At 64.9% G+C, this 23,926-nt stretch carries 20 protein-coding genes, 2 pseudogenes and 1 riboswitch; of the genes and pseudogenes, 8 read left to right on the top strand and 14 right to left on the bottom strand.

Annotated elements, in window-relative coordinates:
• Positions 1-15 precede the first annotated feature (15 nt).
• The 7 genes from rocD to AC1TXO_RS03005 form a co-directional block, all read right to left on the bottom strand.
• Positions 16-1,206, bottom strand: coding sequence for an ornithine--oxo-acid transaminase (gene rocD, locus AC1TXO_RS03035; protein WP_486404978.1), 1,191 nt, complete (start codon positions 1,204-1,206; stop codon positions 16-18).
• A gap of 12 nt (positions 1,207-1,218) precedes the next feature.
• Positions 1,219-2,337 (bottom strand): succinylglutamate desuccinylase/aspartoacylase family protein, encoded by a 1,119-nt coding sequence (locus AC1TXO_RS03030; protein WP_486404977.1) that lies wholly within the window; start codon positions 2,335-2,337, stop codon positions 1,219-1,221.
• Between the two features lie 73 nt (positions 2,338-2,410).
• Positions 2,411-3,658 carry an OprD family porin gene (locus AC1TXO_RS03025; protein ID WP_486404976.1) on the bottom strand — a complete coding sequence of 416 codons (1,248 nt, stop codon included), beginning with the start codon at positions 3,656-3,658 and terminating at the stop codon, positions 2,411-2,413.
• A gap of 120 nt (positions 3,659-3,778) precedes the next feature.
• On the bottom strand, positions 3,779-5,416 hold the full coding sequence (locus AC1TXO_RS03020) for an ABC transporter ATP-binding protein (RefSeq protein ID WP_486404975.1): 1,638 nt from the start codon (positions 5,414-5,416) through the stop codon (positions 3,779-3,781).
• Positions 5,413-6,264 (bottom strand): ABC transporter permease, encoded by an 852-nt coding sequence (locus AC1TXO_RS03015; RefSeq protein ID WP_486406780.1) that lies wholly within the window; start codon positions 6,262-6,264, stop codon positions 5,413-5,415. The genes AC1TXO_RS03020 and AC1TXO_RS03015 overlap by 4 nt, the downstream gene beginning before the upstream one ends.
• A 35-nt stretch (positions 6,265-6,299) precedes the next feature.
• Complete coding sequence (locus AC1TXO_RS03010) at positions 6,300-7,241, bottom strand: ABC transporter permease (protein WP_063542551.1); 942 nt, start codon at positions 7,239-7,241, stop codon at positions 6,300-6,302.
• A 1-nt stretch (position 7,242) separates the two neighbouring features.
• Entirely contained in the window at positions 7,243-8,799 is a 1,557-nt protein-coding gene (locus AC1TXO_RS03005) for an ABC transporter substrate-binding protein (RefSeq protein WP_486404974.1), read from the bottom strand.
• A gap of 415 nt (positions 8,800-9,214) precedes the next feature.
• Between AC1TXO_RS03005 and AC1TXO_RS03000 the strand changes: the two genes are divergently transcribed.
• Together AC1TXO_RS03000 and AC1TXO_RS02995 are read left to right on the top strand one after the other, a co-directional pair.
• Positions 9,215-10,132 (top strand): LysR family transcriptional regulator, encoded by a 918-nt coding sequence (locus AC1TXO_RS03000; protein ID WP_486404973.1) that lies wholly within the window; start codon positions 9,215-9,217, stop codon positions 10,130-10,132.
• Positions 10,133-10,160: 28 nt separating this feature from the next.
• On the top strand, positions 10,161-11,636 hold the full coding sequence (locus AC1TXO_RS02995; protein ID WP_486404972.1) for a serine hydrolase domain-containing protein: 1,476 nt from the start codon (positions 10,161-10,163) through the stop codon (positions 11,634-11,636).
• A gap of 155 nt (positions 11,637-11,791) precedes the next feature.
• On the opposite strand, the gene AC1TXO_RS02990 is transcribed toward AC1TXO_RS02995, so the two are convergent.
• Complete coding sequence (locus tag AC1TXO_RS02990) at positions 11,792-12,601, bottom strand: nucleotidyltransferase domain-containing protein (RefSeq protein WP_486404971.1); 810 nt, start codon at positions 12,599-12,601, stop codon at positions 11,792-11,794.
• A 37-nt stretch (positions 12,602-12,638) separates the two neighbouring features.
• Positions 12,639-12,839 (bottom strand): annotated as a pseudogene (locus AC1TXO_RS02985) (RtcB family protein); the annotation flags it as partial.
• On the opposite strand from AC1TXO_RS02985, the pseudogene AC1TXO_RS02980 reads away from it, so the two are divergent.
• Positions 12,825-13,082: pseudogene (locus AC1TXO_RS02980) on the top strand (sigma 54-dependent transcriptional regulator); the annotation flags it as partial. The pseudogenes AC1TXO_RS02985 and AC1TXO_RS02980 overlap by 15 nt on opposite strands.
• Here AC1TXO_RS02980 and AC1TXO_RS02975 read toward each other — a convergent pair.
• Both AC1TXO_RS02975 and AC1TXO_RS02970 read right to left on the bottom strand, forming a co-directional pair.
• Complete coding sequence (locus AC1TXO_RS02975) at positions 13,073-13,792, bottom strand: hypothetical protein (RefSeq protein WP_486404970.1); 720 nt, start codon at positions 13,790-13,792, stop codon at positions 13,073-13,075. The pseudogene AC1TXO_RS02980 and the gene AC1TXO_RS02975 sit on opposite strands and share 10 nt — an antisense overlap.
• Positions 13,789-14,973 (bottom strand): AAA family ATPase, encoded by a 1,185-nt coding sequence (locus tag AC1TXO_RS02970; RefSeq protein ID WP_486404969.1) that lies wholly within the window; start codon positions 14,971-14,973, stop codon positions 13,789-13,791. The genes AC1TXO_RS02975 and AC1TXO_RS02970 overlap by 4 nt, the downstream gene beginning before the upstream one ends.
• Positions 14,974-15,393: 420 nt before the next feature.
• On the opposite strand from AC1TXO_RS02970, the gene AC1TXO_RS02965 reads away from it, so the two are divergent.
• Positions 15,394-15,666 carry a DUF3077 domain-containing protein gene (locus AC1TXO_RS02965; RefSeq protein WP_486404968.1) on the top strand — a complete coding sequence of 91 codons (273 nt, stop codon included), beginning with the start codon at positions 15,394-15,396 and terminating at the stop codon, positions 15,664-15,666.
• A 139-nt stretch (positions 15,667-15,805) separates the two neighbouring features.
• Positions 15,806-15,947: riboswitch (FMN riboswitch) on the top strand.
• A 78-nt stretch (positions 15,948-16,025) separates the two neighbouring features.
• Entirely contained in the window at positions 16,026-16,676 is a 651-nt protein-coding gene (gene ribB, locus AC1TXO_RS02960; protein ID WP_054892761.1) for a 3,4-dihydroxy-2-butanone-4-phosphate synthase, read from the top strand.
• 51 nt (positions 16,677-16,727) lie between these two features.
• Here ribB and AC1TXO_RS02955 read toward each other — a convergent pair whose 3' ends face one another.
• From AC1TXO_RS02955 to AC1TXO_RS02945, 3 genes are read right to left on the bottom strand one after another with little or no spacing between them, the layout of a single operon-like run.
• Complete coding sequence (locus tag AC1TXO_RS02955; RefSeq protein ID WP_486404967.1) at positions 16,728-17,918, bottom strand: SGNH/GDSL hydrolase family protein; 1,191 nt, start codon at positions 17,916-17,918, stop codon at positions 16,728-16,730.
• A 1-nt stretch (position 17,919) separates the two neighbouring features.
• Complete coding sequence (locus AC1TXO_RS02950) at positions 17,920-19,044, bottom strand: SGNH/GDSL hydrolase family protein (RefSeq protein ID WP_486404966.1); 1,125 nt, start codon at positions 19,042-19,044, stop codon at positions 17,920-17,922.
• Positions 19,031-20,434, bottom strand: coding sequence for an MBOAT family O-acyltransferase (locus tag AC1TXO_RS02945; RefSeq protein ID WP_486404965.1), 1,404 nt, complete (start codon positions 20,432-20,434; stop codon positions 19,031-19,033). Before AC1TXO_RS02945 ends, AC1TXO_RS02950 begins: the two co-directional genes overlap by 14 nt.
• Positions 20,435-20,688: 254 nt before the next feature.
• Here AC1TXO_RS02945 and AC1TXO_RS02940 point away from each other — a divergent pair, with 254 nt between their 5' ends.
• The 3 genes from AC1TXO_RS02940 to dxs all read left to right on the top strand — a co-directional run bounded on the left by AC1TXO_RS02940 (position 20,689) and on the right by dxs (position 23,886).
• A complete protein-coding gene (locus tag AC1TXO_RS02940; protein WP_054892757.1) occupies positions 20,689-20,931 on the top strand; it encodes an exodeoxyribonuclease VII small subunit in 243 nt (80 codons plus the stop codon).
• Positions 20,928-21,815 (top strand): (2E,6E)-farnesyl diphosphate synthase, encoded by an 888-nt coding sequence (gene ispA / locus AC1TXO_RS02935; RefSeq protein ID WP_486404964.1) that lies wholly within the window; start codon positions 20,928-20,930, stop codon positions 21,813-21,815. The genes AC1TXO_RS02940 and ispA overlap by 4 nt, the downstream gene beginning before the upstream one ends.
• A gap of 175 nt (positions 21,816-21,990) precedes the next feature.
• On the top strand, positions 21,991-23,886 hold the full coding sequence (gene dxs, locus AC1TXO_RS02930; RefSeq protein ID WP_486404963.1) for a 1-deoxy-D-xylulose-5-phosphate synthase: 1,896 nt from the start codon (positions 21,991-21,993) through the stop codon (positions 23,884-23,886).
• Positions 23,887-23,926 lie beyond the last annotated feature (40 nt).

Below are 23,926 nucleotides of genomic sequence, written 5' to 3'. Positions count from 1 at the left end.
ACACCGCGCACCAGACTACTGGGCCAGCACGTGGGCAATCCGCTCCAACCCCCAATCCAGTTCTTCCCGGGTGATGCACAGCGGCGGCGCTATACGCAGCACGGTCTCGTGGGTTTCCTTGGCCAGCACGCCCAGCGCCATCAGCGCCTCGCAGTACGACCGCGCCGGGCGATCCAGCTCGATCCCTACCCACAGCCCACGGCCACGGATATCCCGTACGAATGGCACCGCCATTTCGCGCAGGCGCTGTTGCAGGTAGGCGCCAAGCTCGGCACTGTTCTGCGCCAGCTGTTCGTCCTGCAGCACGCGCAGCGCCTCCAGGCCCACCGCCGCCGCCAGCGGGTTGCCGCCGAAGGTCGAGCCATGGCTGCCGGCATCGAACAGGTCCATCAGCGCGTGGTCGGCGATGAACGCCGAGACCGGCAGGATCCCGCCGCCCAGTGCCTTGCCGACGATCAGGCCATCCGGGCGGATGCCCTCGTGCTCGAAGGCGAAGGTCTTGCCGGTACGCCCCAGCCCGGACTGGATCTCGTCGAGAATCAGCAGGGTGTTGCTGGCGTCGCACAGCTCGCGCAACTGACGCAGGAAGCCCTGGGGTGGTACGCGAATGCCCGCCTCGCCCTGGATCGGCTCGATCAGCACGGCGCAGGTATCCGGGCCGATCGCTGCACGGAAGCTGTCGATATCGCCGAAGGTCGCGGTGTCGAAACCGTCGCTGAACGGGCCGAAGCCATCCTTGTACTGCGCCTCGGTGGAGAAGCCGACGATGGTGCTGGTGCGGCCATGGAAGTTGTCGGTGGCGGTGACGATACGTGCCTTGTCGCGGGCGATGCCCTTGACCCGATAACCCCAGCGGCGCGCGGCCTTGATCGCGGTCTCCACCGCCTCGGCGCCACTGTTCATCGGTAGCGCCGCCTCGAAGCCGGCGATCTCGCACAGGGCTTCGAGGAAGTGGCCAAGGGTTTCAGAGTGGAAGGCCCGCGATACCACGCTGACCTTCTGCAACTGGGCGATGGCGGCGGCGACGATGCGCGGATGGGCATGGCCATGGCTGACCGCCGAGTAGGCCGACATCATGTCCAGGTAGCGCTTGCCGTCGCAGTCCTCGACCCAGACACCCCGGGCACGGCTGATGGCCACCGGCAGCGGCGAGTAGTTGTTGGCGCCGTAGCGCTGTTCACGGTCGATGATACGGGTGATGTTCATGAAAACTCCTGATCAGGCGCTGAGCAGCTTGCCGGTGCGAATGGGGGTGGTGCCGGTGACGCGCCCCAGCGGATCGCCAGGACGCACGAAGCGCACGTCGCGGCGCATGTACAACACGCCGGCGGTGGCGCTGCGGACCGTGGTCACCTCGCCACTGAGCGGATCGACCAGGTCGAACATCGGCTCGCCCGGCTGCACCTGTGCGCCCAGCGCAACGCGGTGCACCAGCACGCCACCGACCGGGGCGATGAACTGTTCGCTGCCGGCCAGCGGGGTGCCCGGCCACCGCAGTTCCGGCAGCGCTGCAGGCTCGCCGCTGATGAAGCCGGCATGGCCAAGGTAGTCGATGATCGCGCCGGCATCCTGCTGCGCCAGGGCGCTGTCGACATCGCGCTGACCACGGTGCTCGACGGTCACGCAGGCATTGCCCAGCGGTATCGGGTAGGCGCCTTGCAGGCGCTCGCGCAGACGCCACCAGATCAGGCTCAGCGCCTCGTCGAACGACAGCGCCTGGGAGTCCACCGACAGCAGCGAAGCCTGCGAACCGATGTAGCGCGCCAGCGGCTCGACCTGCTCCCAGCTCCACTCGGAGGTGTACAGGTGCATCACCGCTTCACGCGAGCAGTGCAGGTCCAGGACCAGGTCGGCATCGTGTGCCAGCAGCATCAGCCGACGCTGCAGCGAAGCCATCTCATCGCGTGGGGCGATCGCCTCCAGGCTTTGCTGCCAGGCGGTGCGCACGGCCTTGAGGTTGTGCTGGGAATCGTCGGTGAGTTCCCCCTCCACCCGCTGCAGGATCGCCTCGAGCGGGAAGGGAAAATCACGGTTGTAGTTGCGCCCGCTGGCCAGTTCGAAACGTCCGCTCGGCGCGCCCATGACGAACTGGGCGAGCCCTGCCGGGTTGGCCACCGGCACCAGGACGATCTGTGCCGTCAGCCGGCCAGCTGCCTCCAGCGCCAGCAGGCGCTGGCGCAGGTCGGTGGCGACCAGCATCGCCGGGGTTTCGTCGGCGTGCAGGCAGGCCTGGATGTACACCTTGCGTGTGTAGAGGTCCGGCCCATAGTGCTCGCTGACGATCTCGCGTTGGGTGCCGTGCGTGGCAGTGAGCAGTGGATGTGCGATTCGTTTCATACAGTATTCCATGGCCGCGGGCGGCGTCGTTCATGAAGCAGAAGGCAGGCCACCTCCCGCGGGAAACCCGGCGCTACCAGAGCGCCCAGGTGTAGCCCACGATGAAGCGGTTCTCGTTGATGTCGTTGGCATAGCTGGAGTTGAGCTGGGCGTTGCGCCAGCGAAAGGACAAGCCCTTGACCAGGCCGGACTGCACCACGTAGCCGATGTCCAGGTCGCGCTCCCACTCACGGCCCTGTTCGCCGACCAGCTTGGTGGTCTCGATACCCCAGCCCTGGGCGTAGCGCATGCCGAAGGTCAGGCCCGGCACGCCGAGGGCGGCGAAGTCGTACTCGTAGCGGGCATGCCAGGCACGCTCGTTGGTCTGCGAGAAGTTGACCAGTTGGTACTCGGTGAACAGGTAGGTGTTGGCACCGTCGACATACGGGAACGGGGTGTCGCCGTACTGCTTCTGGTAGCCCACGCCGAAGTTGTGGCCGGCCCATTCGTAGCTGAAGCGGGTGCTCAGGGCGCGGTTGTCGACCTTGCCGGCCAGGCCTGCGCCGTCCTTGTCGGCATCCCAGTAGCGCAGTTCGCTGCGCACGGTGCCGGGGCCGAACCTGAATGCATGCTTGAGGCCGAAGAAGTGCTGCTGGTAAAGGCGCTCGAGCTCGCCGTAGTAGTAGCTCAGCTGCAGGTCCGGCAGCAGGTTGTAGTCACCGCCTGCGTAGCGGAACTGGTTGCTGGTGGCCGCCTTGTAGGCGCCGTTCTGCGCGGTCATGCTCATGGTTTCGCGGTCGGTCGACTCGCGGTCGCGCATGCGGTCGAACTGGCCCAGGCCCAGGGTCAGGTTGGAGATGTCCTTGGAGCTGACGGTCGCGCCCTGGAAGGTCTGCGGGAACAGGCGGCTGGTGTTGGGCTGCAGTACCGGCAGCTTGGGTACCTGCTCGCCGACACGCAGCTCGGTCTTGCTGATGCGCACCTTGCCGGCCACACCCAGCTTGGAGTACTCGTCGGCGGCGCGCCCGTCGCTGCCCTTGGGCAGCAGGCCGGTGCCGGAACGGTCGGGGCTGGAGTCGAGCTTCACGCCCAGCATGCCGGTGACATCCAGGCCGAAGCCGACGGTGCCCGGGGTGTAGCCGGAAATGAAGTTGAAGGTGAAGCCCTGCGCCCATTCATCACGCTTGGACTGCTTGGCCGCTTCGCGGTAGTCGCGGTTGAAGTAGTAGTTCTTGGTATCCAGGCTGGCGCTGGAGTCCTTGAAGAAGTCGGCCATGGCCGCCCCCGGAAGGACCGTGACGACGCTCGCGCCCATCAGGATTTTCTTGAAATCTCGGTTCATGTCTGTGCTCCCCACCTTCTAGCTTTTTTTCGTTGTTGGATGTTTTGAAGGCATGACTTCCCCCTGGGCGCTCAACCAGGGGTTGGCGCCATTCGAGGAAGGTGAATCAAGGTCTGTGGATCAGCTCGTCGCGGGCGTCTGGCGCAGCCTGAAACCGCCGCCTTCGAGCTTCTCCAACGGGCACGACGCTGCCAGCAATTGCCGGGTGTAGGCATGCTGAGGGCGATCGAAGATCTCGTCGCGCGGCCCGATTTCCACCACATCGCCCTGGCACATCACCGCGACCCGGTGAGCGATGCGCTCCACCGCTGCCAGGTCGTGGGAGATGAACAGGCAGGCGAATCCGTACTGCTTCTGCAGGCGCTCGAACAGCTCGAGGATCTGCTTCTGCACGGTCATGTCCAACGCCGAGATCGGCTCGTCGGCCACTACCAGGCTGGGCCTGCGCACCAGCGCCCGGCCGATCGCCACGCGCTGGCGCTGGCCGCCGGACAGCTCGTGCGGCAAGCGGTCGATCAGGCGCTCCGGCAGGTTGATGTCGTTCAGCGTCGCCAGCACCCGTGCGCGGCGCTGGGCGGCGCTCATGTCCGGCACGTGGCGCAGCGGCTCGGCGAGAATCTGGCCGATGCTCATGCGCGGGTTCAGCGAGGAGAACGGGTCCTGGAAGATCATCTGGCATTGCAGACGATGGCTGCGGTTCGCCGCCTGGGCGATATCGTGGCCCTGGAAACGAATCTCGCCAGCGCTGGGCTTGACCAGCCCGACGATAGCCCGGCCCAGAGTCGTCTTGCCCGAGCCACTGCCGCCCACCAGCGCCAGGGTCTCGCCCGGTGCGATGTGCAGGTTGGCGCCATGCACCACGCGCCGCGCCTCGCTCTTGCGCCACATCCGACGCGGACCGGGATAGGCGATCTGCACGCCATCGATCTGCAGCAGCGGCGCGTTGGCCTGCGGCAGCGGCGGCAGCTCGCCACGGCTGGGCAACGCTTCGAGCAACTGGCGGGTGTACTCGGCGCGGGGGTTGAGCAGCACCTGGTCGATAGGCCCCTGCTCCACCTCCTTGCCGTTGCGCATCACCACCACCTTGTGCGCATAACGCGCCACCAGCGACAGGTCGTGGCTGATGAACAGCACGGCGGTGCCCTGCTTGGCGGTGAGTTCGAGCATCAGCTTGAGCACGTCCAGCTGGGCCAGGCAGTCGAGCGCCGTGGTCGGCTCGTCGGCAATCAGCAGCGCCGGGCGCAGCAGCATGACCGAGGCCAGCATGATGCGCTGGCGCATGCCGCCAGAGAACTCGTGCGGGTAGGCCTGCAGGCAGCGCTCGGCATCGCGGATGCCGATGTCGCCGAGCATCTGCAGACACTTCTGGCGGATGGTCTGCTCGTCGAACTCGGTGTGCAGGCGCATGCCTTCGGCCATCTGCTCACCGATGCGCAGTGCCGGGTTGAGCGACACCATGGGCTCCTGGAACACCATGCCGATCTTCGCCCCGCGAATCTCGCGCAACGCTTCCGGGCTCAGGCTGCCCAGGTCCTGGCCCTGGAAGCGGATGCTGCCACCGCACACACGCATCGGCGGCGGCAACAGGCCGATGGCGGCACGCGCGGCCATGGTCTTGCCGCTGCCCGACTCGCCCACCAGCGCCACGATCTGGCCCGGCGCGATGTCGAACGCAAGATCATCGACCACCACCGGGCCATCGACACCGGCGCGGATCTTCAGGCCCTCGACGGCCAGCAAGGGTTGGGTCAGGCTCATTGCAGCGTCCTCATGCGCGGATCGAGGCGGTCGCGCAGGGCGTCGCCGGCAAGGTTGAAGGCCAACAGCGAAAGGGCGATGCACATGCCGGGGAACAACCCCAGCCAGCCCGCGGAGGCGATGAACGGACGGCTGGCGGCGAGCATGTTGCCCCAGGTCGCAGCAGGTGGCGGCACGCCCAGGCCGAGGAAGCTCAGCGAGCTTTCGGCGAGGATGGTCCAGCCGAACATGCTGGTGGCGATCACGCACACCGGGGCCACGCAGTTGGGTGCGACATGGCGCAGCATGGTGTACAGCTCGGAGTTGCCGATCACCCGCGAGGCCTCGACGAACTCACGTTCGCGCAGCGACAGCACGCTGCTGCGCACCACCCGCACCACCGAGGGCGTGTAGGCGATGCTCAGGGCCAGGATGATGCCGTACTGGCTCGGGCCGATGATCGCCATCAGCGCCAGCGCCATGAGGATCCCCGGGAAGGCCAGCAGGGTGTCGTTGATCATCATCAGCACCCGGTCGACGTTGCCGCGCAGGTAGCCGGCGAGCAAACCGAGAATGGTGCCGCAGGTCACCGCGACGATCACCGTCAGCAGGCTCACCCACAGGCTGGTGTGCGCGCCGACCATCAAGCGGCTGAGCACATCGCGGCCGTATTCGTCGGTGCCCAGCCAGTGCGCGGCCGACGGCGGCTGCAGGCGTGTCAGCAGGTCGAGGCGCACCGGGTCGTGGGGCGTCCACACCAGGCCGAGCAAGGCCACCAGGGTCAGGATCGCCAGCAGGGTCAGGCCGACCAGCGCATTCAGTTGCAGTGGCCGACGGCGACGGATGCGCGGTGCCGGCAGCGAGGACATGTCCACGGGGGACAGGGTCGGAGTCTGAGGCTTGCTCATAGCTTCACCCTTGGATCGAACAGTGGGTACAGCAGGTCAACCAGCAGGTTGACCAGTACGAAGATGAAAGTGACCAGCAACAGGCAGCCCTGCAGCACCGGGTAGTCGCGACCGAAGATCGCATCGACCATCAGGCGCCCGATGCCAGGCAAGGTGAACACTGTTTCCAGCACCGCGATACCGCCCAGCAGGTTGCCCAGGATCAGCCCGATCAGGGTCATGGTCGGGGCGAAGGCGTTGCGCAGGGCGTGCTTCCACAGCACGGCGCTTTCCGACAGGCCCTTGGCCCGCGCATGGGTGATGTACTCCAGGCGCAGCACTTCGATGGCGTTGGCCCGGGCCATCCGGGTGATCGCACCGATCTCCACCAGGGTCAGGGTCGCCACCGGCAGGATCATGTAGCGCATCGACTGCCAGGCGTCCTGGTCGAAACTCACGTAGCCCACGATCGGCAACCAGCCCAGCTTGATACCGAAGCCATAGAGCAGCAGCAGGCCCAGCCAGAACGACGGGATCGACAGCAGCAGCGTGGCCACCGCCACCACCGACAGGTCGAGCGAGCCGTTCTGTTTCCAGGCCGCCAGCATGCCGGCAGGCACCGCGATCAGGCTGGCCAGCAACACCGCGATCAGCACGATGCTGGAGCTGACGCCGAAGCGTTCGAGCATCATCGGCAGCACCGCTTCGCGGGTGGTGATGGAGTGGCCAAGGTCGCCGCTGAGCACCGCCTTGAACCAGATCACGAATTGCACGGCCATCGGCTGGTCGAGCCCCAGGGCCTGGCGTGTGCTCGCCAGGCTCTGTTCGTCGGCCATGTCACCGAGCATCAGCAGCGCCGGGTCGCCCGGGATCAGCCGAATGATGGTGAACACCGCCACCGCGATCAGCAGCAGGGTCGGGATCGCCATGCCCAGCCGCTGAAGGATGTACCGGAACATGTCAGCTCTTCCCCTGTTTATCGAGGCTGATCATCCACAGGCGCGGCTTGGACACCGGCCATGGGCGCTGGCCCTGGACGTACTCGCGGGTCACGGTGATGGCATTGCCGTTGTACAGCGGGATCAGCGGCAGGTCGCGGAGCATGTCCTGGTGCAGCTCATCGAACAGCGCCTGGCGCTTGGCCGGCTCGCCTTCGCGGCGGGCTTCAGCGATCAGCTCACGGGCCTTGGCATCATCCCAGACCTTGCGCGGCTCCTTGCTCTTGTCGCCGGTGGCCGCGTCGTAGTTCAGCGCCGGGTCCAGGCGCTCGGAATAGGTGGAAACCATCACTTGGTAGTTACCGCTCTGGTAGCGCTCGAGCTGGGTGCCCCATTCCATGGTCTGCAGCTGGATGTTCAGGCCGACCTGGCTGGCCATGGCCTGCACATAGACGGCGATGTCGAACATGTTCGGGTAGCGCTTGTTGGTAATCAGCTGGATCGGCTGGCCTTTGTAGCCGGCCTCCTTGAGCAGCCGTTTGCTTTCTTCGGGCGAGTAGCCCCAGCTCTTGTCCTGGGCAGCGGTGTGGTAACGGCTGCCCAATGCGACCATCGACGGATTGGGCTTGGAACGGCCTTCGGTCAGCGCGGTGACGATGGTGCTTGTGTCCAGGGCATGGGCCAGGGCCTGGCGCATGCGCACGTCGGAGAACAGCGGGTCCTTGGTCTGGAACAGCACGGCACTGGTCGACATGGTGGTACTCGCCGAGATGCGCACGCCAGGCAGCGCTTCGAGCTCCTTGGCCTCCAGGGCGCTGACGTCGTTGAGCATGTCGACATTGCGCGACAGCAGCGCAGCCTTGGCGGCGGCCGGATCCGGGATGATGGTCATGTGCACGCGGTCGAGGGTGGTCGACTTGTTGCCGGTATAGCCATCGGCGGCCTCGTCACGCGCCTTGTAGTCGGCGAAGCGGTCCAGGTCGACGTATTGACCCGGCTTCCAGGTCGCCAGCTTGAACGGGCCAGTGCCGATCGGCGTTGTCCATTCACCATTGACCACCGAATCCGGGTGCATGATGCCGCTGCCACCGCATTCGGGCAGCGCCATGCTGGCCAGGAACAGGGCATTGGGCTGGTCGAGGGTGAAGACCACGGTCTGCGCGTCCGGGGCCTTGATATCGACGATCTTCGCGCCGCTGTGGCCGTCGAACGACGCGGTGCAGCGCCACTGGGTGGCCGGGTCCATGTAGCGCTGCCAGGTCCACAGCACTTCCTTGGAGGTCAGCGGCTTGCCGTTGTGGAAGGTGACGCCGTCGCGGAGCTTGAAGGTGTAGGTAAGGCCGTCATCGGAAGTGACGACTTCCTTGGCCAGCAGCGGGCCGACGCTGGCGTCTTCGCGGAAGGCAACCAGGCCTTCGAACAGGTGCAACACCACCGCATCAGAGTTGGTGTCGCGGTTGACGCCTGGCTGGGTGCTGCGGATGTCGGCGTTGAGCGCGACGTTCAAGGTACTCTGTGCCTGGGCGTTGGCACAGATCGAGGCCATCAGGCCCGTCATCAGAATCAGAGTCTTGTTCAAGTTATTCCCCTCGGGCTCGAGATCCAATGCAGTCGGCGGCAGAGTCGTGAAAGGTTGCGCCCCGATCCGGGAACTCGTTGTTGTTGTTATGACCGAGGCCTGTGGCGACGTACGCCAGAGGCCCGGTAGCGATGCCTGGCCCATCCTGTCTCAGGCAGCGCCGCTGCGTAAGCACACAAATTCCGATCATGAGCGGCATAGCCAATCACGCTGATTGCAGGCTTGGCCTACGCCCCTGCCAAAATCCTTCGATAAAGGCCATGCTGTGCTGGTCGTAATGGGCTATAGGGCCACACAGACATGATCCAATAAAGCTATCGGGATCAGCAAAAGCGCACTGACGGCAGATTCGATCGCTCTCTAACATGGCCGCATCAGATACGGCCCCACGCACCTTGGCGGAGTTCGAACAACAATGACCCTGACCCACCTGCGCGCCTTCTGCTCCGTGGTCGACATGGGCAGCTTCCGGGCTGCGGCCCGCGCCCTGAACATCGCGCAAAGCACCCTCACCCAGTCGGTCCAGGCGCTTGAGCGCGAACTCGGCGGCCCGTTGCTGCACCGCACCAACCAGGGCATCAGGCTCAGCGACTCCGGCCAGCGCTTCATCGCCCACGCCCGCGCCATCCTGATGGACTGTGACCGCGCCGTGGCCGATGTCCGGGCGTTGGTCGAACCCCAGGGCCATGTAGCCCTGGGCGTCACCTCCGAACCGCTGGCCGAACTGCTGGTGCCGGTGTTCGAAAGCTTCACCTCGCAGCACCCGCAGACCCGCCTCGAAGTGACCAGCGGCTCGACCAAGATCCTGATCGAGAAACTGCGCGAAGGCCGCCTGGACTTCGCCCTCTGCGCCCTGCCCGCGCATGTCGATGAAATCGACCTGTCCATCCAGCGCCTGCACGCGTCCCGCGCCGGGGTGATCGCACGCAAGGATCACCCGCTGCGTGATGCCCGCTCGGTGCGCGAACTGACCCAATGCAAGTGGATCAGCGTGCGTCGCGACGGCCTGGTCGGCGGCACCGAAGGCCGCCTGATCGAGCTGTTCCGCGCTCACGGGCTGGGCATGCCGAAGATCGGCATCACCACCGAATCGCTGCTCGAGACCCTGCACATCGTCGCCGAGACCGACTACCTGACCATCGAGCCGGCGATCATCCCGTCGCTGAAACTGTTCTCCTCTTCACTGGTGAGAATTCCCATCGAGGAGCGCCTGAGCCACCGCGACGTCGCCCTGATCACCCGCAAGAACGCGACGCTGACCAGCGTGGCCCAGGTCTTCATCGGCATGCTGGTGTCGTACAGCCGATTGGTCCACCCGCGCACCGCCGACTGAACAACGCCCCGCATCATGAGGAATCACCATGCCCCAGCCAATCACCGCCGATCAGCTTGCCGCCCATGACCTGCCCCGTGGGCTGCCCTCCAGCGTCGGCATCGACGGCTTCGAGGTCGCCGCCTTTCTCGAGGCGGTGCAGCAGGCCGGGCTCGAACTGCACGGGGTGATGCTCGAGCGTGACGGTGTGCTGGTGGTGGATGCCTGGCGCTGGCCCTACGACTCGCTGACTCCACGGGTGACCCACTCGATCACCAAGAGCTTCACCGCCTGCGCCATCGGCCTGGCCATCGACGAGCGGCTGCTGCGCCTGGACGACCCCTTGGCGAAGTTCTTCCCGCAGGCGGCAGGTGCCACCGACCCGCGCGCGGCGCAGATCACCGTCGAGCACCTGCTGACCATGCGCACCGGCCACGGCGGCAACACCTCCGGCTCGATCTGGCGTGGTATCGACGGCAGTTGGGTCGAGGAGTTCTTCCGCATCCCGCTGACCAGCGCCCCGGGCACCGACTTCGTCTACACCAGCGCCGCCAGCTACATGCTCTCGGCGGTGCTGACCCAGGTCGCTGGCATCACCCTGCATGACTACCTCAAGCCGCGCCTGCTCGAGCCACTGGGTTTCGAGGCGCAGCACTGGGACATCAGCCCTGAAGGTATCAGCCCTGGCGGCAACGGCCTGACGGCACGCCCTGTGGATGTCCTCAAGCTGGCCATGCTGCACCGCGACGGCGGGCGCTGGAACGGCGAACAGGTTCTGCCACAGGCTTGGGTGGAGGCCGCAACGCGCGCCCAAGGTGGCGAGGGTAGCCGCTACGGCTATCACTGGTGGACCGACCGTCCGGCGAACGGCTACAGCGCCGTGGGCGTGTTTGCACAGATGGCCGCTGTGATCCCCGGCGAGCGCGCCACACTGGCAGTGTTCGGCGCGATGGAGAAGTCGGCGCAGGTGACGCCTTTCATCGACCGTCACCTGGGCGCAGCGCTGCGCGGCGAGAAGGCTGGGGCGGCGGGTGACGAACGGCTACGCGAGGTGCTCCAGCGTTTCGCCCAGGAGCAGCCGCTGCGCTCGCTCGCACGTCCGACCCAGCCATTGCCTGCGCGGATGAGCTTTGCCCTCGAGGCCAACCCGTATGGCATCGAAACGCTGAATCTGTTGCAGGCGGGCGAGCGGTTGGTCATGGAGTGGGTAGACGCGACGGGCAGCGAGCGCATCGAAGCCGGGATCGATCATTGGGTGGCAGGCACCAGCTCGTTGCCGGGCGCGCAACTGCATCACGGTTACGCCTTGCGTGATGCGCCGGTGGTGGCGACGGCGCACTGGGTGGCGGCGGATCGGTTAGAACTGGAATGGGTGTACCCGCGCTCGGCCTTCCGCGATCGGGTGTGTTTGAGCTTTGCAGGCGAACGGGTTTGCCTGGAACGCAGCGTGAACATCAACAGCGGCATCCGCGCCTGGGAGCCGCTGCATGGAATGAGCACCCACAACCCGACCCGACACGCGTAGCAGCAACTGTCTTGCTCAAAATCTAAAGACCAGCCCAATCCCTGTAGGAGCGGGCTTGCCCGCGAACACGGGCGGAGCCCGTGCCAGGCAGCGCGGTGTCTTTTTCGCGGGTACCCTCCCCCTGCAGATGCTGCACAAGCCTCGAAATCACAGACTCAACCGTACTGCGCCTGAAATCGCCCGACCGTCTCCAGCAGACAGCCATCCAGCACTCCCGTATCACTGCGCTCACCACGCGCCACCTCGACCGCGTCGGCCCGCGCCAGCTCGGCCTCGATGAACCGGTGTAGCACGTCGTCCCGCGGCCCGTGCTGCGCCTCGCCCGCCCTGCGCTTGCGCGCAAGCAACTGATCGATCGCCTGGCGCACCTGCGCCTCATCGACGGTACGCTCGAGCAGTGCCGTGAACGCAGTCGCAGGCATACCAAGGCCCTGGTCGATCCAGCGCACCGCCAGCAACGGGCGGATCACATAGAGGTATTTCTTCAGCCGCACCGTGTCACCCAGCAAATAGCCGCGCAGGTTCTTGCGGGCCATCGACAGGTAGTGATGGCGCACTGCACGCGGCGAATAGAACGCATGAGCCAGCGCGCCCAGTCGCTCACGGGCCTGCTCGTCGGCCCGGTACACCAACGGCGAGCCCAGCCACTCGAGCAGGCTCGGATTGGCACCTCGCAGCAACCGCAACGCCTTGCGCAACTCCCAGCCACTGACGTCCAGCTCATCGCTCAGGGGCCGCTCGATCACATCGCGTGGTTCTTCCACGCGCAGGTACCACTCGGCACGCTGCACATAGACGAAACGCACGTCGTAGTCGCTGTCCGGCGACGCGAAGCCCCAGGCGCGGCTGCCGGACTCGCAGGCGTACAACACCGTCACGTCATGCTCGCGCTCGATGCGCTGCAGTTCTTCGAGCACCCGCACGCGCATGGCGTCGGGCAGTGGATGTGGGTCGTCCTGGTACATATCTTCACTCCTTCTCAGGGCGCCCCTGGCGCCTGCTTCAACCTTTCACACACACCACCTGGCGCAGGGTGTGCACAACCTCGACCAACTCGCGCTGGGCATGCATGACCGCATCGATATCCTTGTAGGCCATCGGAATCTCGTCGATCACACTCTTGTCCTTGCGACACTCCACATGGGCCGTGGCGCGCTGCTGGTCTTCGACGGTGAACAGGTTCTTGGCCTTGGTTTGCGTCATGCCTGGGGCCTGGAGGCCGAGAACGAGCCGGTGCTGGCCGGACGCGAGCTGGACCTGTTCGACCGGGTGCAGTTGCAGGCCGTGATCGACGTTTGCCGCTGCACGGCGAGCCTGTCCGAGGCTGGGCGCCAATTGTTCGCTGTGTCGCGCCAGGAAAAGGCCAACCCCAACGACGCCGATCGCCTGCGCAAGTACCTGGCGCGGTTCGGGCTGGATTGGCAGCAGGTGAAGGGTCAGGGGTGACCGTTGAGCTGATCGAGTACGAGGTTCAAGCGTGCACGGAACGCATCGAAGCTGGGCATCGTGATACGCAGGGGGTCGATATCGCCATTCTCAATGGCTTCGACCAATTCCTGAGCGCTGCTCCTGCCATTACGTGCCGCATCCAGCATCGGCTTGAGCGGCGCAGGCGCGTCATCGTTTCCAGGGGCGCTCTCCAACTGTGCGCAATGCTCGTACTGAGGGTCCCTGCACGCGCAGAGCAGCCACGCTTCGGACTTTGGCTGCGGAATCATCGGCACCCCCAGCGATGAGCCACCGGACTCGAACCCATTCAGCATTGACTGCCATTTGGCGCGCCACGCCCTCATCGATACGGTGTCGCTGTCTCGGAAGAGGACCGGAATCACCGCCCTATCCTCCTGCGCCTGACGCTCGGCAGATAGGATGGCTAGACGCTGCGCATTCTCGTAAAAGAAATTCGTTTCCTGCTCTTTGCGCTTTCCAGGCGCCCGGAACTTGCGACCTGAGTGTTTTTCCTTCGCGGCCACGAGCGCTTGCTCAGAAATGAACTCGATCATTTCATACAGCAGTGCGGAGTAGTCAAATCGGTGTTCGAACAGGCGGTCTATGACATGCGTCATCGGCCCCGGCCTGAATACCCAACCCTGCTCGCCTGGCACGTCCACACCAATATCCGAAGGCCCCTCTCCACTGACGAGCAGTAGCATCATTGCTCTCCCTGAGCCAGCGCCTTGGTCAATGCAACAAGATTGGTATCGACGAATACCTCGCCCGGCCCCATGACCCTCAATTTATCGGACATCGCCGGTATGCCGAAGAATGCAATAGCCCGGGTCCGCCCATCCTGCATCTTGTAGATCAGTTGCACCCCTTCACGTGCAACTTCATCCTCGAGGTAGTTCAATACCATCGGGCTGTGCGTCGTCACCATCACCTGCTGAGGGGTGTTCACAAGATGATCGAGCAAAAATTCGATCACTTCAGGGTTGATGCCATTTTCAACTTCATCAAACAGCATGAACTGGTGATCGGACAAGGTTTCAGCAAGGATCGCCATCAGGCGCAACATGCCATCGTTCATATGCCGGGCTTCGGTACTGAAACGATGATCGGCATAGCGCTCCTGGATGCTTAGCGACTTCCAGCCTGCGCGCAAGGCCGACAGGTCGATGGCCTGGATCTGCGGATAAGGGCCACTCAACAGCTCACGCAATTGACGCCGACGGCTCTCCGGTAAAGCATGAAGGAACGATGAGAGCTTTTCACCGGCAAAGCCCAATCCGCCATCAGCCTCACGGGATTTACGACGCAGATGCTGGGGCGACAAGGCATCCAGCGAAGTTATCGTTGCAATAAAACGCTTGAATGCGACCAATCGTTTGCTGACGCTTTCTTCCTTGAGCTGGGAAAGCAGCGAACCTTGATACTCGAAAGCGATGTCACCCGACAGCCACTCCCCACCACCATCACGCTCCACCATGATCCGACCATCATCGACCTTCATCATGATGTTGCCGTCGACCTCTATGCTCTCCTGAGTACAGCGCAACAATGTGCGGTTGAAACTACAACGCCATACCAACGTCTGGTTCTGTAGTATGCATTCCAGTTCAAACGTGATGTTACTCGCCTTGCTGAGCTTGGACTTCAGGTCCGTCGCTTTCCACTCTCGGCTCTTCAACCAGCCCGTGAGATCGCCGCGCATCTGTTGCGACAAAAAATCCATCGCCTGAAGGATTGTCGACTTGCCGGCACCGTTCAACCCGATCAGACAGGTGAACTTGGTCAGTGACATCGAAAAACCGACCAGCGACTTGAAGTTGTCGATGGACATGCGCTTGAGTTGAATCACTCCTGCACTTGTTGTTTTCAACGGGTCACGCTCAGTCATGTCTAGTGTCTTCCCAGGCCCTGCAAATTCGCATGCCAAACGATAAACCTTTTTGGCTCAGGCGTCCCGCCTTCACTGGCTTTGGCTGCTTAACCGCGCGCCCAAGCTGTAGGACATTTCCCAATTTGAATCCAAATGCTTCGAGGCAAGCAGGCTTGGGAAGTATCCTACGCGCCTTGCCGAAGCTTCTCTGTTGTCGGGAAATCACCTCAGGAATAACGTCCCTGGGTCGCAATGTTTGCGGCCGGGTGTGAGAACCCGTTGATGAGTAAAAGAGCATGTCTTTATGGCAGCCGCGCGCGGGCAGACTTCGGTCTGGCCGAGTTTTCTTTGCTCCCTCGGTTTCTCACCCCGCGCGCGGCCGCCACCCAAAATCCTTGAGAAAGATGTGGCGGCTCCCTTGCACCAAGGAGTAAAGCCATGAAAAAGATCGTCCCCGACCCACCTCTCCTGACTGCCGGCCTGGAAACTTTCAATGAATCCGGCAACCCGCCTGTGGACATGTTCCGTATCCTGCCCGGTATCCCCGCCGAACACGCCTACAACGAAGTGATGAACCTGCTCGCCTGCATCCGCCACCTGCTGCACGAAGGGCTGATGGAGCAGGACGCCCGACTGCTGACCGCCGCCGACTACCTGAGCGCCTTTGCCAAAGCGCTGATGACGGATGTCGAGCGCGGCAGGCTGCACTGATCTGTAGGGGCGGCGGTTCGGCGCTCCGACTTGCTCGCGAAAAAGACACCGCGCTGTCTGGCACGGACTATGCCCGTGTTCGCGGGCAAGCCCGCTCCTACAAGGCTTGCCAGCGAATGGTCGGTTTGCGGTATGCTCCCCCGGTCTTCAGGGCGGGGTGAAAGTCCCCACCGGCGGTAAATCGAAAGATGAGCCCGCGAGCGCCCCGGCCATGCCGGGGGTCAGCAGATCTGGTGAGACTCCAGAGCCGACGGTCATAGTCCGGATGAAAGAAGGCGCAAGCGCGGGGCCATCGGGCGCCCTTGCGCGCGCATTTGTTCGCCCCGAGACGTTCATCGATCATTCACGAGGAGCGTTTCATGTCCACCTTGCACCACTCGAAATTCCCCAACGTCACCGCCGCCATCGCCGCCTTCCAGGCCGGGCGCCCCGTGCTGCTGCTCGACGACGACGACCGCGAGGACGAAGCCGATATCGTCGCCGCCGCCGAAAACCTGTCGCTGCAGACCATGGCCATGATGATTCGCGATTGCAGCGGCATCGTCTGCCTGTGCCTGGACGAAGCCACGGTCGACGCCCTGCAGCTCGCACCCATGGTGCAGAACAACCAGGCCCGCCATGGCACCGGCTTCACCGTCACCATCGAGGCGGCCGAGGGCGTGAGCACCGGTGTGTCGGCCCAGGACCGGATCACCACCATCGAGGCCGCACTGCGCTCGACCGCCGAGCAGCGTCATATCGTCAGCCCTGGTCATGTGTTCCCGTTGCGTGCGCGTGATGGCGGCGTACTGACCCGTCGCGGCCATACCGAAGGCTCGGTGGACCTGGCTCGCCTGGCCGGGCTGCGGCCAGCCGCGGTGCTGTGCGAGCTGATGAACCCCGACGGCAGCATGGCCCGAGGCGAACAGGTGGCGGTGTATGCGCGCCAATACAACCTGCCGGTGGTGACCATCGAGGAACTGGCGCGCTATCGCGAAGCGATGCTGGAGCTTGAAGCACAACCCGCCTGACCTGCAGCGCCGCTCCTTGCAGGCGCGGCGCTGTATCTGCAGGGGCTGCGCTCAGCGCAGCCCCAACTGCCCCTTCAGATAGGCGTACAACATCGCCGCACTCTTGCGATAGCCGTCGGCCGTCAGGTGCACCAGGTCCGGTCGCCCCAGGCCGCTGGCCTGCCAGGCAGCAATCGAGCACGGACCGCCCATTGCTCCCTGCCAATCCCAGAACAGCGCCTTGTGCTTCTGCGCCACCTCGCGCTGGATACGGATCACGCTCGCCAGCGGCTGGGGCTGGCGCGCTGCGCAACTGGCAGCCTTGCGCTGCTTGATCGAGTCGGGTGGCCCGACCAGCAGGATCGCCGCCTTGGGCATGTCCTGACGCAGTCGGGTCAAGGTGGCGTCCAACTGCGACTGGTACAGGGCCAGGTCGAGCTTGTCATCGAAGGCTTCGTTGGTGCCGTAGGCCAGGATCACCAGGTCCGGCCGCAACGCCTTGAGCGTGCCTTGCCAGCCCGCCTGCCACTTGTCGACCACCTCCAACCGCGCGCCGTTGATACCCAGCGATGAATAGGTGACCCCGGCGTTTTTCTGGCCCTGGATATACCAACCGCCCAGCGCCACGCCCTGGGCGCCTTCGACGCTCAGTTGCAACGGCAGGCCGAGATTGATGAAGGCCGGGCTGAAGCGCCATTCACCATTGCTGGCCGGTAGCATGCGGCGCTGGCTGCCGTTGGCCACCAGCGTGCTGCTGCGCGCTGCCTGGTACAGGGCCGAGATCCGGTAGCGTTGTTCGTCAGGGTCGCGGGCCTGGATCTTCACGCCTGGGCGATCGACCACCGGCAGCGACAGGTAGCCGCCCAACGGAAACTGGCTGCTCTGCTGGTTGCGCGCCGACACCAGCTCCCACTGACGGCGCTCGCTGCTGACGATCACCCGGTCGTTGCGGATCCCCGGCACGGGCGAAGCCGGCACCAGGCCAATGCCACCGTCGCCATAGCGGGCTTGCAGCAGCTTGCGCAGCTCACCGCTGAACAGGTCGGCAGCGGTGTGCGAATCACCCAGCTGGACGATGGAAACGGGCGCACGGCCGGCGTTGCGGAACTTGCCGGCGAGCAGCGCCAGGTTGCCATCGTCACGCACACTGGCGACAGCGGCGGGCTTGGCGGCAGGCTGGGGTGGCGCGCTGGCGCCGGTGCTGCACGCGGGCAAGGCGCTGACCAGCAGCGCCACGCCCAGCAGGTGATGCCATAGGCGCATCTCAGTGTCCTGTTGCAGTCAGGACCGGAAAGCTGATCAGTGACAGTACCTGCGCGGCGATCATCTTCTGGCCCGTGATGGTGAAATGAATGCCGTCGTCGACCCGGACCTTGACCCGCTTGCCCTCCGGCGTCTGCACCGTATACGAGAACTGCTCGTCGGGATAGCCGAGAATCGGGTTGGCCGAGACGTAATGCTGGCCGAACTGCGTGGTGCGCTCCTGGTAAAGGCCGCTGAGGTAATTCATGGCAGTCGACAGGCGCGACTTCTCCATGTTCGGCGGACCGACCCAGATCACCTGGACATTGTGCTCACGCGCCTGCTCGAGGATCGCGTCGATGCGCTCGCGATAGGCCACCTCCCACTCCGGCGACTTGAAGCGCAGGAATGGCTTGCCCTTGCCCTGGGGCATGTCCCACGGGTCGTTGGGGCCGAGAAACACCACCATCAGGCGGATCTTCGGCTCGCTGGCAAGCGTGTCGGCCACGGTCTTCGGCCAGTTGAAGAAGCCCGGATAGGCAAGCCCGGTGCTCTGCCGGCTGAGGTTGATGGTGTGGATCTGGTAGCGCTTGCGCAGGCTGTTGGCCAGGTGCGGGGCAACGCCCTGCATCAGCGAGTCGCCGACCAGGAACACTTCATCACCTGCGGCCAGCGACGCCAGCCCCTCCGGCGCCGTGATGGGCGCGACCGGCTGTTCTGCGGCAACCGGCACCACTGTCGGAGCCATTGCTGGCACATGCTGCGGCGCAGCCGTGTGGGTTGCAGCTGCGCTTATCGGTGCCGGTCTGACCGAGTGCGCCTGCAGATCGATACTCACCACCGGCATGGGCGGCGGCAGCTCGACCACCGGCGGTGCATCGACCACCGCGACCGGCCTGCTCAGGCTGTCGAGAAAACTGTCGCGGCCCTGTTCCAGCGCGGTGGTCAAGCCCGCCCCCAGGCGCCAGGCCGGCAACTGCCCCAGTACCGGCAACTCGCAGCTGCGATGGTATTTCTGCTGGCAATACAGGCTGATCGAGTCCTGGTTCAGCCAGAACAACAGGCCCATGGCTACCAGCATGGCGTACAGCGTGCGCGCCGCGCCCATCTGCACCTGGAACAGCTGGCGGATATCAGAAGCTGGCATAGATGAACCCCGGCACACCTGATTGCGACGCGAAGATCACCAGCGACACGAAGACCGCCAGTGGCAGCGGATACACCTGCCACGGCAGGCGCTGGCTGGCGGCGAAGCCCTGGCGCAGGCTCGCCAGCCACTGTGGATACGTGGCGACGTACAGCACGCAGCCCAGTAGCAATACACCAGTGGCCGAGTCGAGACCGGCCAGGCTGACCTGGGCGATACCGCCAAGCATTTCCCAGGCGCTGTCCAGGGTCGGGCTGCGGAAGAAGATCCAGGCGAAGGCCACGTAATGGAAGGTCAGCAGGCGGGCCAGCAGGTCCGCACCCGGCAGGCGCGCAAAGCCCGGGCACAGTTGCTCGAACAGCTTGTACAGGGCCAGCCCCACACCGTGCAGCGCGCCCCAGATGATGAAGTTGAGGCTAGCGCCGTGCCACAGGCCCGAGATCAACATGGCCAGCAGCATGTTCAGGTTGCCGCGCCACACGCCTTTGCGGTTACCGCCCAGGGGGATGTAGATGTAGTCACGGATGAAGCGCGACAGGCTGATGTGCCAGCGCCCCCAGAACTCCTTGAGGTTGCGCGAAGCGTAGGGGGCGTTGAAGTTGTCCGGCAGGCGGAAACCCAGCAGCAGGGCGATGCCGGTGACCAGGTTGGTGTAGCCGCTGAAGTTGAAGTAGATCAGGAAGCTGTAGCCATAGACGCTCAGCAGCACCTGCTCGGGCGTGAAACTGCCAGGGGTGTCGAACACAGGATCCACCCACTCGCTGCCCAGCCAGCCGCTGAGCAGGAACAGCTTGACCACCGCCAGGGCGATCAGCCCCAGTGCCCGCTGCGGCTCCAGCACCTCGCGCATGGCCTGCACACGGATCTGCGGCAGCAGGTGCGCGGCGCGATTGACCGGCCCGGCGATCAGGCTGGGGAAGAATGCCAGGTAAAGCGCGAGGTCCAGTGGCGCAGCAGAGTCCATCTCGCCGCGGTTGATCGACACCAGGTAGCTCACCGAGTGGAAGGCGTAGAACGACAGGCCGATCGGCACCAGCAGCTCGAGCACCGGCAACGATACGTCGAGCCCGGCAGCGGCGAAGGCGCCCTGCACACCGCCTGCGAAGAACTCCTGGTACTTGAACAGGTAGAAGCAGCCCAGCACCAACGCCAGTGACAGCACGGCGTTGAACCATCGCCCGGGCTGGCGCGCGGCCAGAAGCCCGAGCAGGTAGACCATCGCGCTGTAGCCGAGCAGGACGTACAGCGACGCGAGGCCGAAACTCGCCACCAGCCCGTAACTGGCCGCCAGCAGCAGCAGGTTCTGCAGGCGTACGCTCCAGCACAAGCTCCAGTACACCAGGAACAAGAGCGTGAAGCACAGGCCGAATTCGATCGAAAGGAAGCTCACAACGTAGTCCGTTACGTGACGTCGAGGGGGGTAGCGCCCGAAGCCTTGCAGACGCGCAAGCCAGAGCGGGCGGGATTATGGCAGAGGCTAAATGGGGTCACAATCGGACTACGTCTCAGATTGCAATAAGAACCTTCCTACGCAAATGCAACAAGATGCGACAGAAACAGATCCCGGGCGCGGGCGGCCCATTTGCTCACCCCGCCCCGCTCTGCTAGTGTCGCGCCGTTAAAATCGCCACCGAGACAGTCGCCATGGCCCGCAAGAAAACCTCCATCGATTTCGAACAATCCCTCGCCGACCTGCAAGCCCTGGTCGAGCGCCTGGAGACCGGCGAGCTGTCGCTGGAAGAGTCGCTGGCAGCGTTCGAGCAGGGCATCGCCCTGACCCGCGACTGCCAGGGCGCCCTGGCCCAGGCCGAACAGAAGGTGCAGATCCTGCTGGAGCGCGACGGCGAACTGGCCGCCGAGCCCTTCGACGCGGAACCGCAGGAATGATCGCCACCTACCAGGCCGCTTGCCAGGCGCGTGTCGACGCCGCCCTCGAACCGCTGTTCGTGGCCCCCTCCAGGGAGCTCGAACGTCTCTACGCGGCGATGCGCTACAGCGTGATGAACGGCGGCAAACGCGTGCGCCCCCTGCTCGCCTACGCCGCCTGCGAAGCCTTCGGCGTTGCGCCCGAGCAGGCCAACGGTGCGGCTTGCGCGGTGGAGCTGATCCACGCCTACTCGCTGGTGCATGACGACCTGCCGGCCATGGACGACGACGATCTGCGCCGCGGCCAGCCGACCACTCACAAGGCGTTCGACGAAGCCTGCGCGATTCTGGCCGGCGACGGCCTGCAGAGCCTGGCTTTCAGCGCCCTGCTCGATGCCCGCCTGAGCCCGCAGCCCGACGCCATCCGCCTGGCCATGGTCCAGGCCCTGGCCAAGGCTGCAGGCCCGGCCGGCATGGTTGGCGGCCAGGCCATCGACCTTGGCTCGGTCGGGGTCAAGCTCGACCAGCAGGCCCTGGAGTACATGCACCGGCACAAGACCGGCGCACTGATCGAGGCCAGCGTGCGCCTCGGCGCCCTGGCCAGCGGCCAGGCCAGCCCCACTCGACTGGATGCGTTGCAGACCTATGCACAGGCCGTCGGCCTGGCGTTCCAGGTGCAGGACGACATCCTCGACGTCGAAAGCGATACCGCCACCCTGGGCAAGCGCCAGGGTGCAGACATCGCCCGTGACAAACCCACCTACCCCGCCCTGCTCGGCCTGGATGCCGCCAAGGCCTACGCGATCGAACTGCGCGACCAGGCGCTGGTCGCATTGGAAGGGTTCGGTGAAAACGCCGAGCCGCTGCGCACCCTGGCGCGCTATATCGTCGAGCGCCGCCATTAAGCGTTGATGCCAATCCCCTGTGGGAGCGGGTTTACCCGCGAATGCGATGCCGGGCCTGCCGCCGTCTTCGCGGGTAAACCCGCTCCCACAGGGTCCGCGTAACCCGTGGTCCAATGTGCACTTGTCCCACAATGGGGTAAACTGCCGCGTCTTCAAACCTATAACGACTCGCCTGATGCCCACGACGTTTCAAGAGATCCCCCGCGAACGCCCGGTCACGCCTCTGCTGGACCGCGCCGACACGCCTGCCGGCCTGCGCCGGCTGGCCGAAGCCGACCTGGAGAGCCTGGCCGACGAACTGCGCCAGGAGCTGCTCTACACCGTGGGCCAGACTGGCGGGCATTTCGGTGCGGGCCTGGGCGTCATCGAGCTGACGATCGCCCTGCACTACGTCTTCGACACCCCCGATGACCGCCTGGTCTGGGACGTCGGCCACCAGGCCTACCCGCACAAGATCCTCACCGGTCGTCGCCAGCGCATGCTCAGCCTGCGCCAGAAAGACGGCATCGCCGCCTTCCCGCGCCGCAGCGAGAGCGAGTACGACACCTTCGGCGTCGGCCACTCCAGCACCTCGATCAGTGCCGCCCTGGGCATGGCCATCGCCGCCCGGCTGCAGAACGACCCGCGCAAGTCCATCGCCGTGATCGGCGATGGCGCACTGACTGCCGGCATGGCCTTCGAGGCGCTGAACCACGCCCAGGAAGTCGATGCCGACATGCTGGTCATCCTCAACGACAACGACATGTCGATTTCGCGCAACGTCGGCGGGCTGTCCAACTACCTGGCCAAGATCCTCTCCAGCCGCACCTACGCGAGCATGCGCGAAGGCAGCAAGAAAGTGCTGTCGCGCCTGCCCGGCGCCTGGGAAATCGCCCGCCGCACCGAAGAGTACGCCAAGGGCATGCTGGTGCCCGGCACCCTGTTCGAAGAGCTGGGCTGGAACTACATCGGCCCGATCGACGGCCACGACCTGCCCACCATGATCGCCACCCTGCGCAACATGCGCGATCTCAAGGGCCCGCAGTTCCTGCACGTGGTGACCAAGAAAGGCAAGGGCTTCGCCCCCGCCGAGGTGGACCCGATCGGCTACCACGCCATCACCAAGCTCGAACCCGCCGACAAGCCCGCCGCGCCGAAAAAGCCCAGCGGCCCGAAGTACTCCGCGGTGTTCGGCCAGTGGCTGTGCGACATGGCCGCTGCCGACAACCGCCTGGTGGGCATCACCCCGGCGATGAAGGAAGGCTCCGACCTGGTGGCCTTCAGCGAACGCTTCCCGGAGCGCTACTTCGACGTGGCGATCGCCGAGCAGCACGCCGTCACCTTCGCCGCCGGCATGGCCTGCGAAGGTGCCAAGCCGGTGGTGGCGATCTATTCGACCTTCCTGCAGCGCGCCTACGACCAGCTGATCCACGACGTGGCGGTGCAGGACCTGGACGTGCTGTTCGCCATCGACCGCGCCGGCCTGGTCGGTGAAGACGGCCCGACCCACGCGGGCAGCTTCGACCTGTCGTACCTGCGCTGCATCCCCGGCATGCTGGTGATGACCCCGAGCGACGAGAACGAGCTGCGCAAGATGCTCAGCACCGGGCACCTGTACAAAGGCCCGGCCGCCGTACGCTACCCGCGCGGTACCGGCCCCAACGCGCCGATCGATGGCGACCTGGAGCCGCTGGAAATCGGCAAGGGCGTGATTCGTCGCCAGGGTTCGAAAGTGGCGCTGCTGGTGTTTGGCGTGCAGCTCGCCGAAGCGCTGCAGGTGGCCGAGCAGATCGATGCCACCGTGGTCGACATGCGCTTCGTCAAGCCACTGGATGAAGCCCTGGTACTGGAACTGGCCGGCAGCCACGAGCTGCTGGTGACTGTCGAAGAGAACGCCATCATGGGCGGTGCCGGTGCTGCGGTCAGCGAATTCCTGGCGCGCGAGGCAGTGGTCAAGCCACTGCTGCACCTGGGCTTGCCGGATCTCTACGTCGAGCACGCCAAGCCTGCTCAGATGCTGGCCGAGTGCGGACTGGACGCTGCCGGCATCGAAGCTTCGGTCAGGGCTCGAATGGCCAAGCTCGGCCTCTAGCGCCCTTTCGCGGGCACGTCGGCGCGACAGTTCGGCGCCC

This window comes from Pseudomonas sp. FA117 (assembly GCF_057370475.1).
Note: the sequence above shows the minus strand (reverse complement) of the source record. Positions and strands in the feature narration are given on the sequence as shown.

Excerpts from the sequence above, each read along its gene's own strand:
- rocD (WP_486404978.1), bottom strand. The coding sequence starts at position 1,206 with ATGAACATCACCCGTATCATCGACCGTGAACAGCGCTACGGCGCCAAC.
- AC1TXO_RS03030 (WP_486404977.1), bottom strand. The coding sequence starts at position 2,337 with ATGAAACGAATCGCACATCCACTGCTCACTGCCACGCACGGCACCCAA.
- AC1TXO_RS03025 (WP_486404976.1), bottom strand. The coding sequence starts at position 3,658 with ATGAACCGAGATTTCAAGAAAATCCTGATGGGCGCGAGCGTCGTCACG.
- AC1TXO_RS03020 (WP_486404975.1), bottom strand. The coding sequence starts at position 5,416 with ATGAGCCTGACCCAACCCTTGCTGGCCGTCGAGGGCCTGAAGATCCGC.
- AC1TXO_RS03015 (WP_486406780.1), bottom strand. The coding sequence starts at position 6,264 with ATGTCCTCGCTGCCGGCACCGCGCATCCGTCGCCGTCGGCCACTGCAA.
- AC1TXO_RS03010 (WP_063542551.1), bottom strand. The coding sequence starts at position 7,241 with ATGTTCCGGTACATCCTTCAGCGGCTGGGCATGGCGATCCCGACCCTG.
- AC1TXO_RS03000 (WP_486404973.1), top strand. The coding sequence starts at position 9,215 with ATGACCCTGACCCACCTGCGCGCCTTCTGCTCCGTGGTCGACATGGGC.
- AC1TXO_RS02995 (WP_486404972.1), top strand. The coding sequence starts at position 10,161 with ATGCCCCAGCCAATCACCGCCGATCAGCTTGCCGCCCATGACCTGCCC.
- AC1TXO_RS02990 (WP_486404971.1), bottom strand. The coding sequence starts at position 12,601 with ATGTACCAGGACGACCCACATCCACTGCCCGACGCCATGCGCGTGCGG.
- AC1TXO_RS02975 (WP_486404970.1), bottom strand. The coding sequence starts at position 13,792 with ATGATGCTACTGCTCGTCAGTGGAGAGGGGCCTTCGGATATTGGTGTG.
- AC1TXO_RS02970 (WP_486404969.1), bottom strand. The coding sequence starts at position 14,973 with ATGACTGAGCGTGACCCGTTGAAAACAACAAGTGCAGGAGTGATTCAA.
- AC1TXO_RS02965 (WP_486404968.1), top strand. The coding sequence starts at position 15,394 with ATGAAAAAGATCGTCCCCGACCCACCTCTCCTGACTGCCGGCCTGGAA.
- ribB (WP_054892761.1), top strand. The coding sequence starts at position 16,026 with ATGTCCACCTTGCACCACTCGAAATTCCCCAACGTCACCGCCGCCATC.
- AC1TXO_RS02955 (WP_486404967.1), bottom strand. The coding sequence starts at position 17,918 with ATGCGCCTATGGCATCACCTGCTGGGCGTGGCGCTGCTGGTCAGCGCC.
- AC1TXO_RS02950 (WP_486404966.1), bottom strand. The coding sequence starts at position 19,044 with ATGCCAGCTTCTGATATCCGCCAGCTGTTCCAGGTGCAGATGGGCGCG.
- AC1TXO_RS02940 (WP_054892757.1), top strand. The coding sequence starts at position 20,689 with ATGGCCCGCAAGAAAACCTCCATCGATTTCGAACAATCCCTCGCCGAC.
- ispA (WP_486404964.1), top strand. The coding sequence starts at position 20,928 with ATGATCGCCACCTACCAGGCCGCTTGCCAGGCGCGTGTCGACGCCGCC.
- dxs (WP_486404963.1), top strand. The coding sequence starts at position 21,991 with ATGCCCACGACGTTTCAAGAGATCCCCCGCGAACGCCCGGTCACGCCT.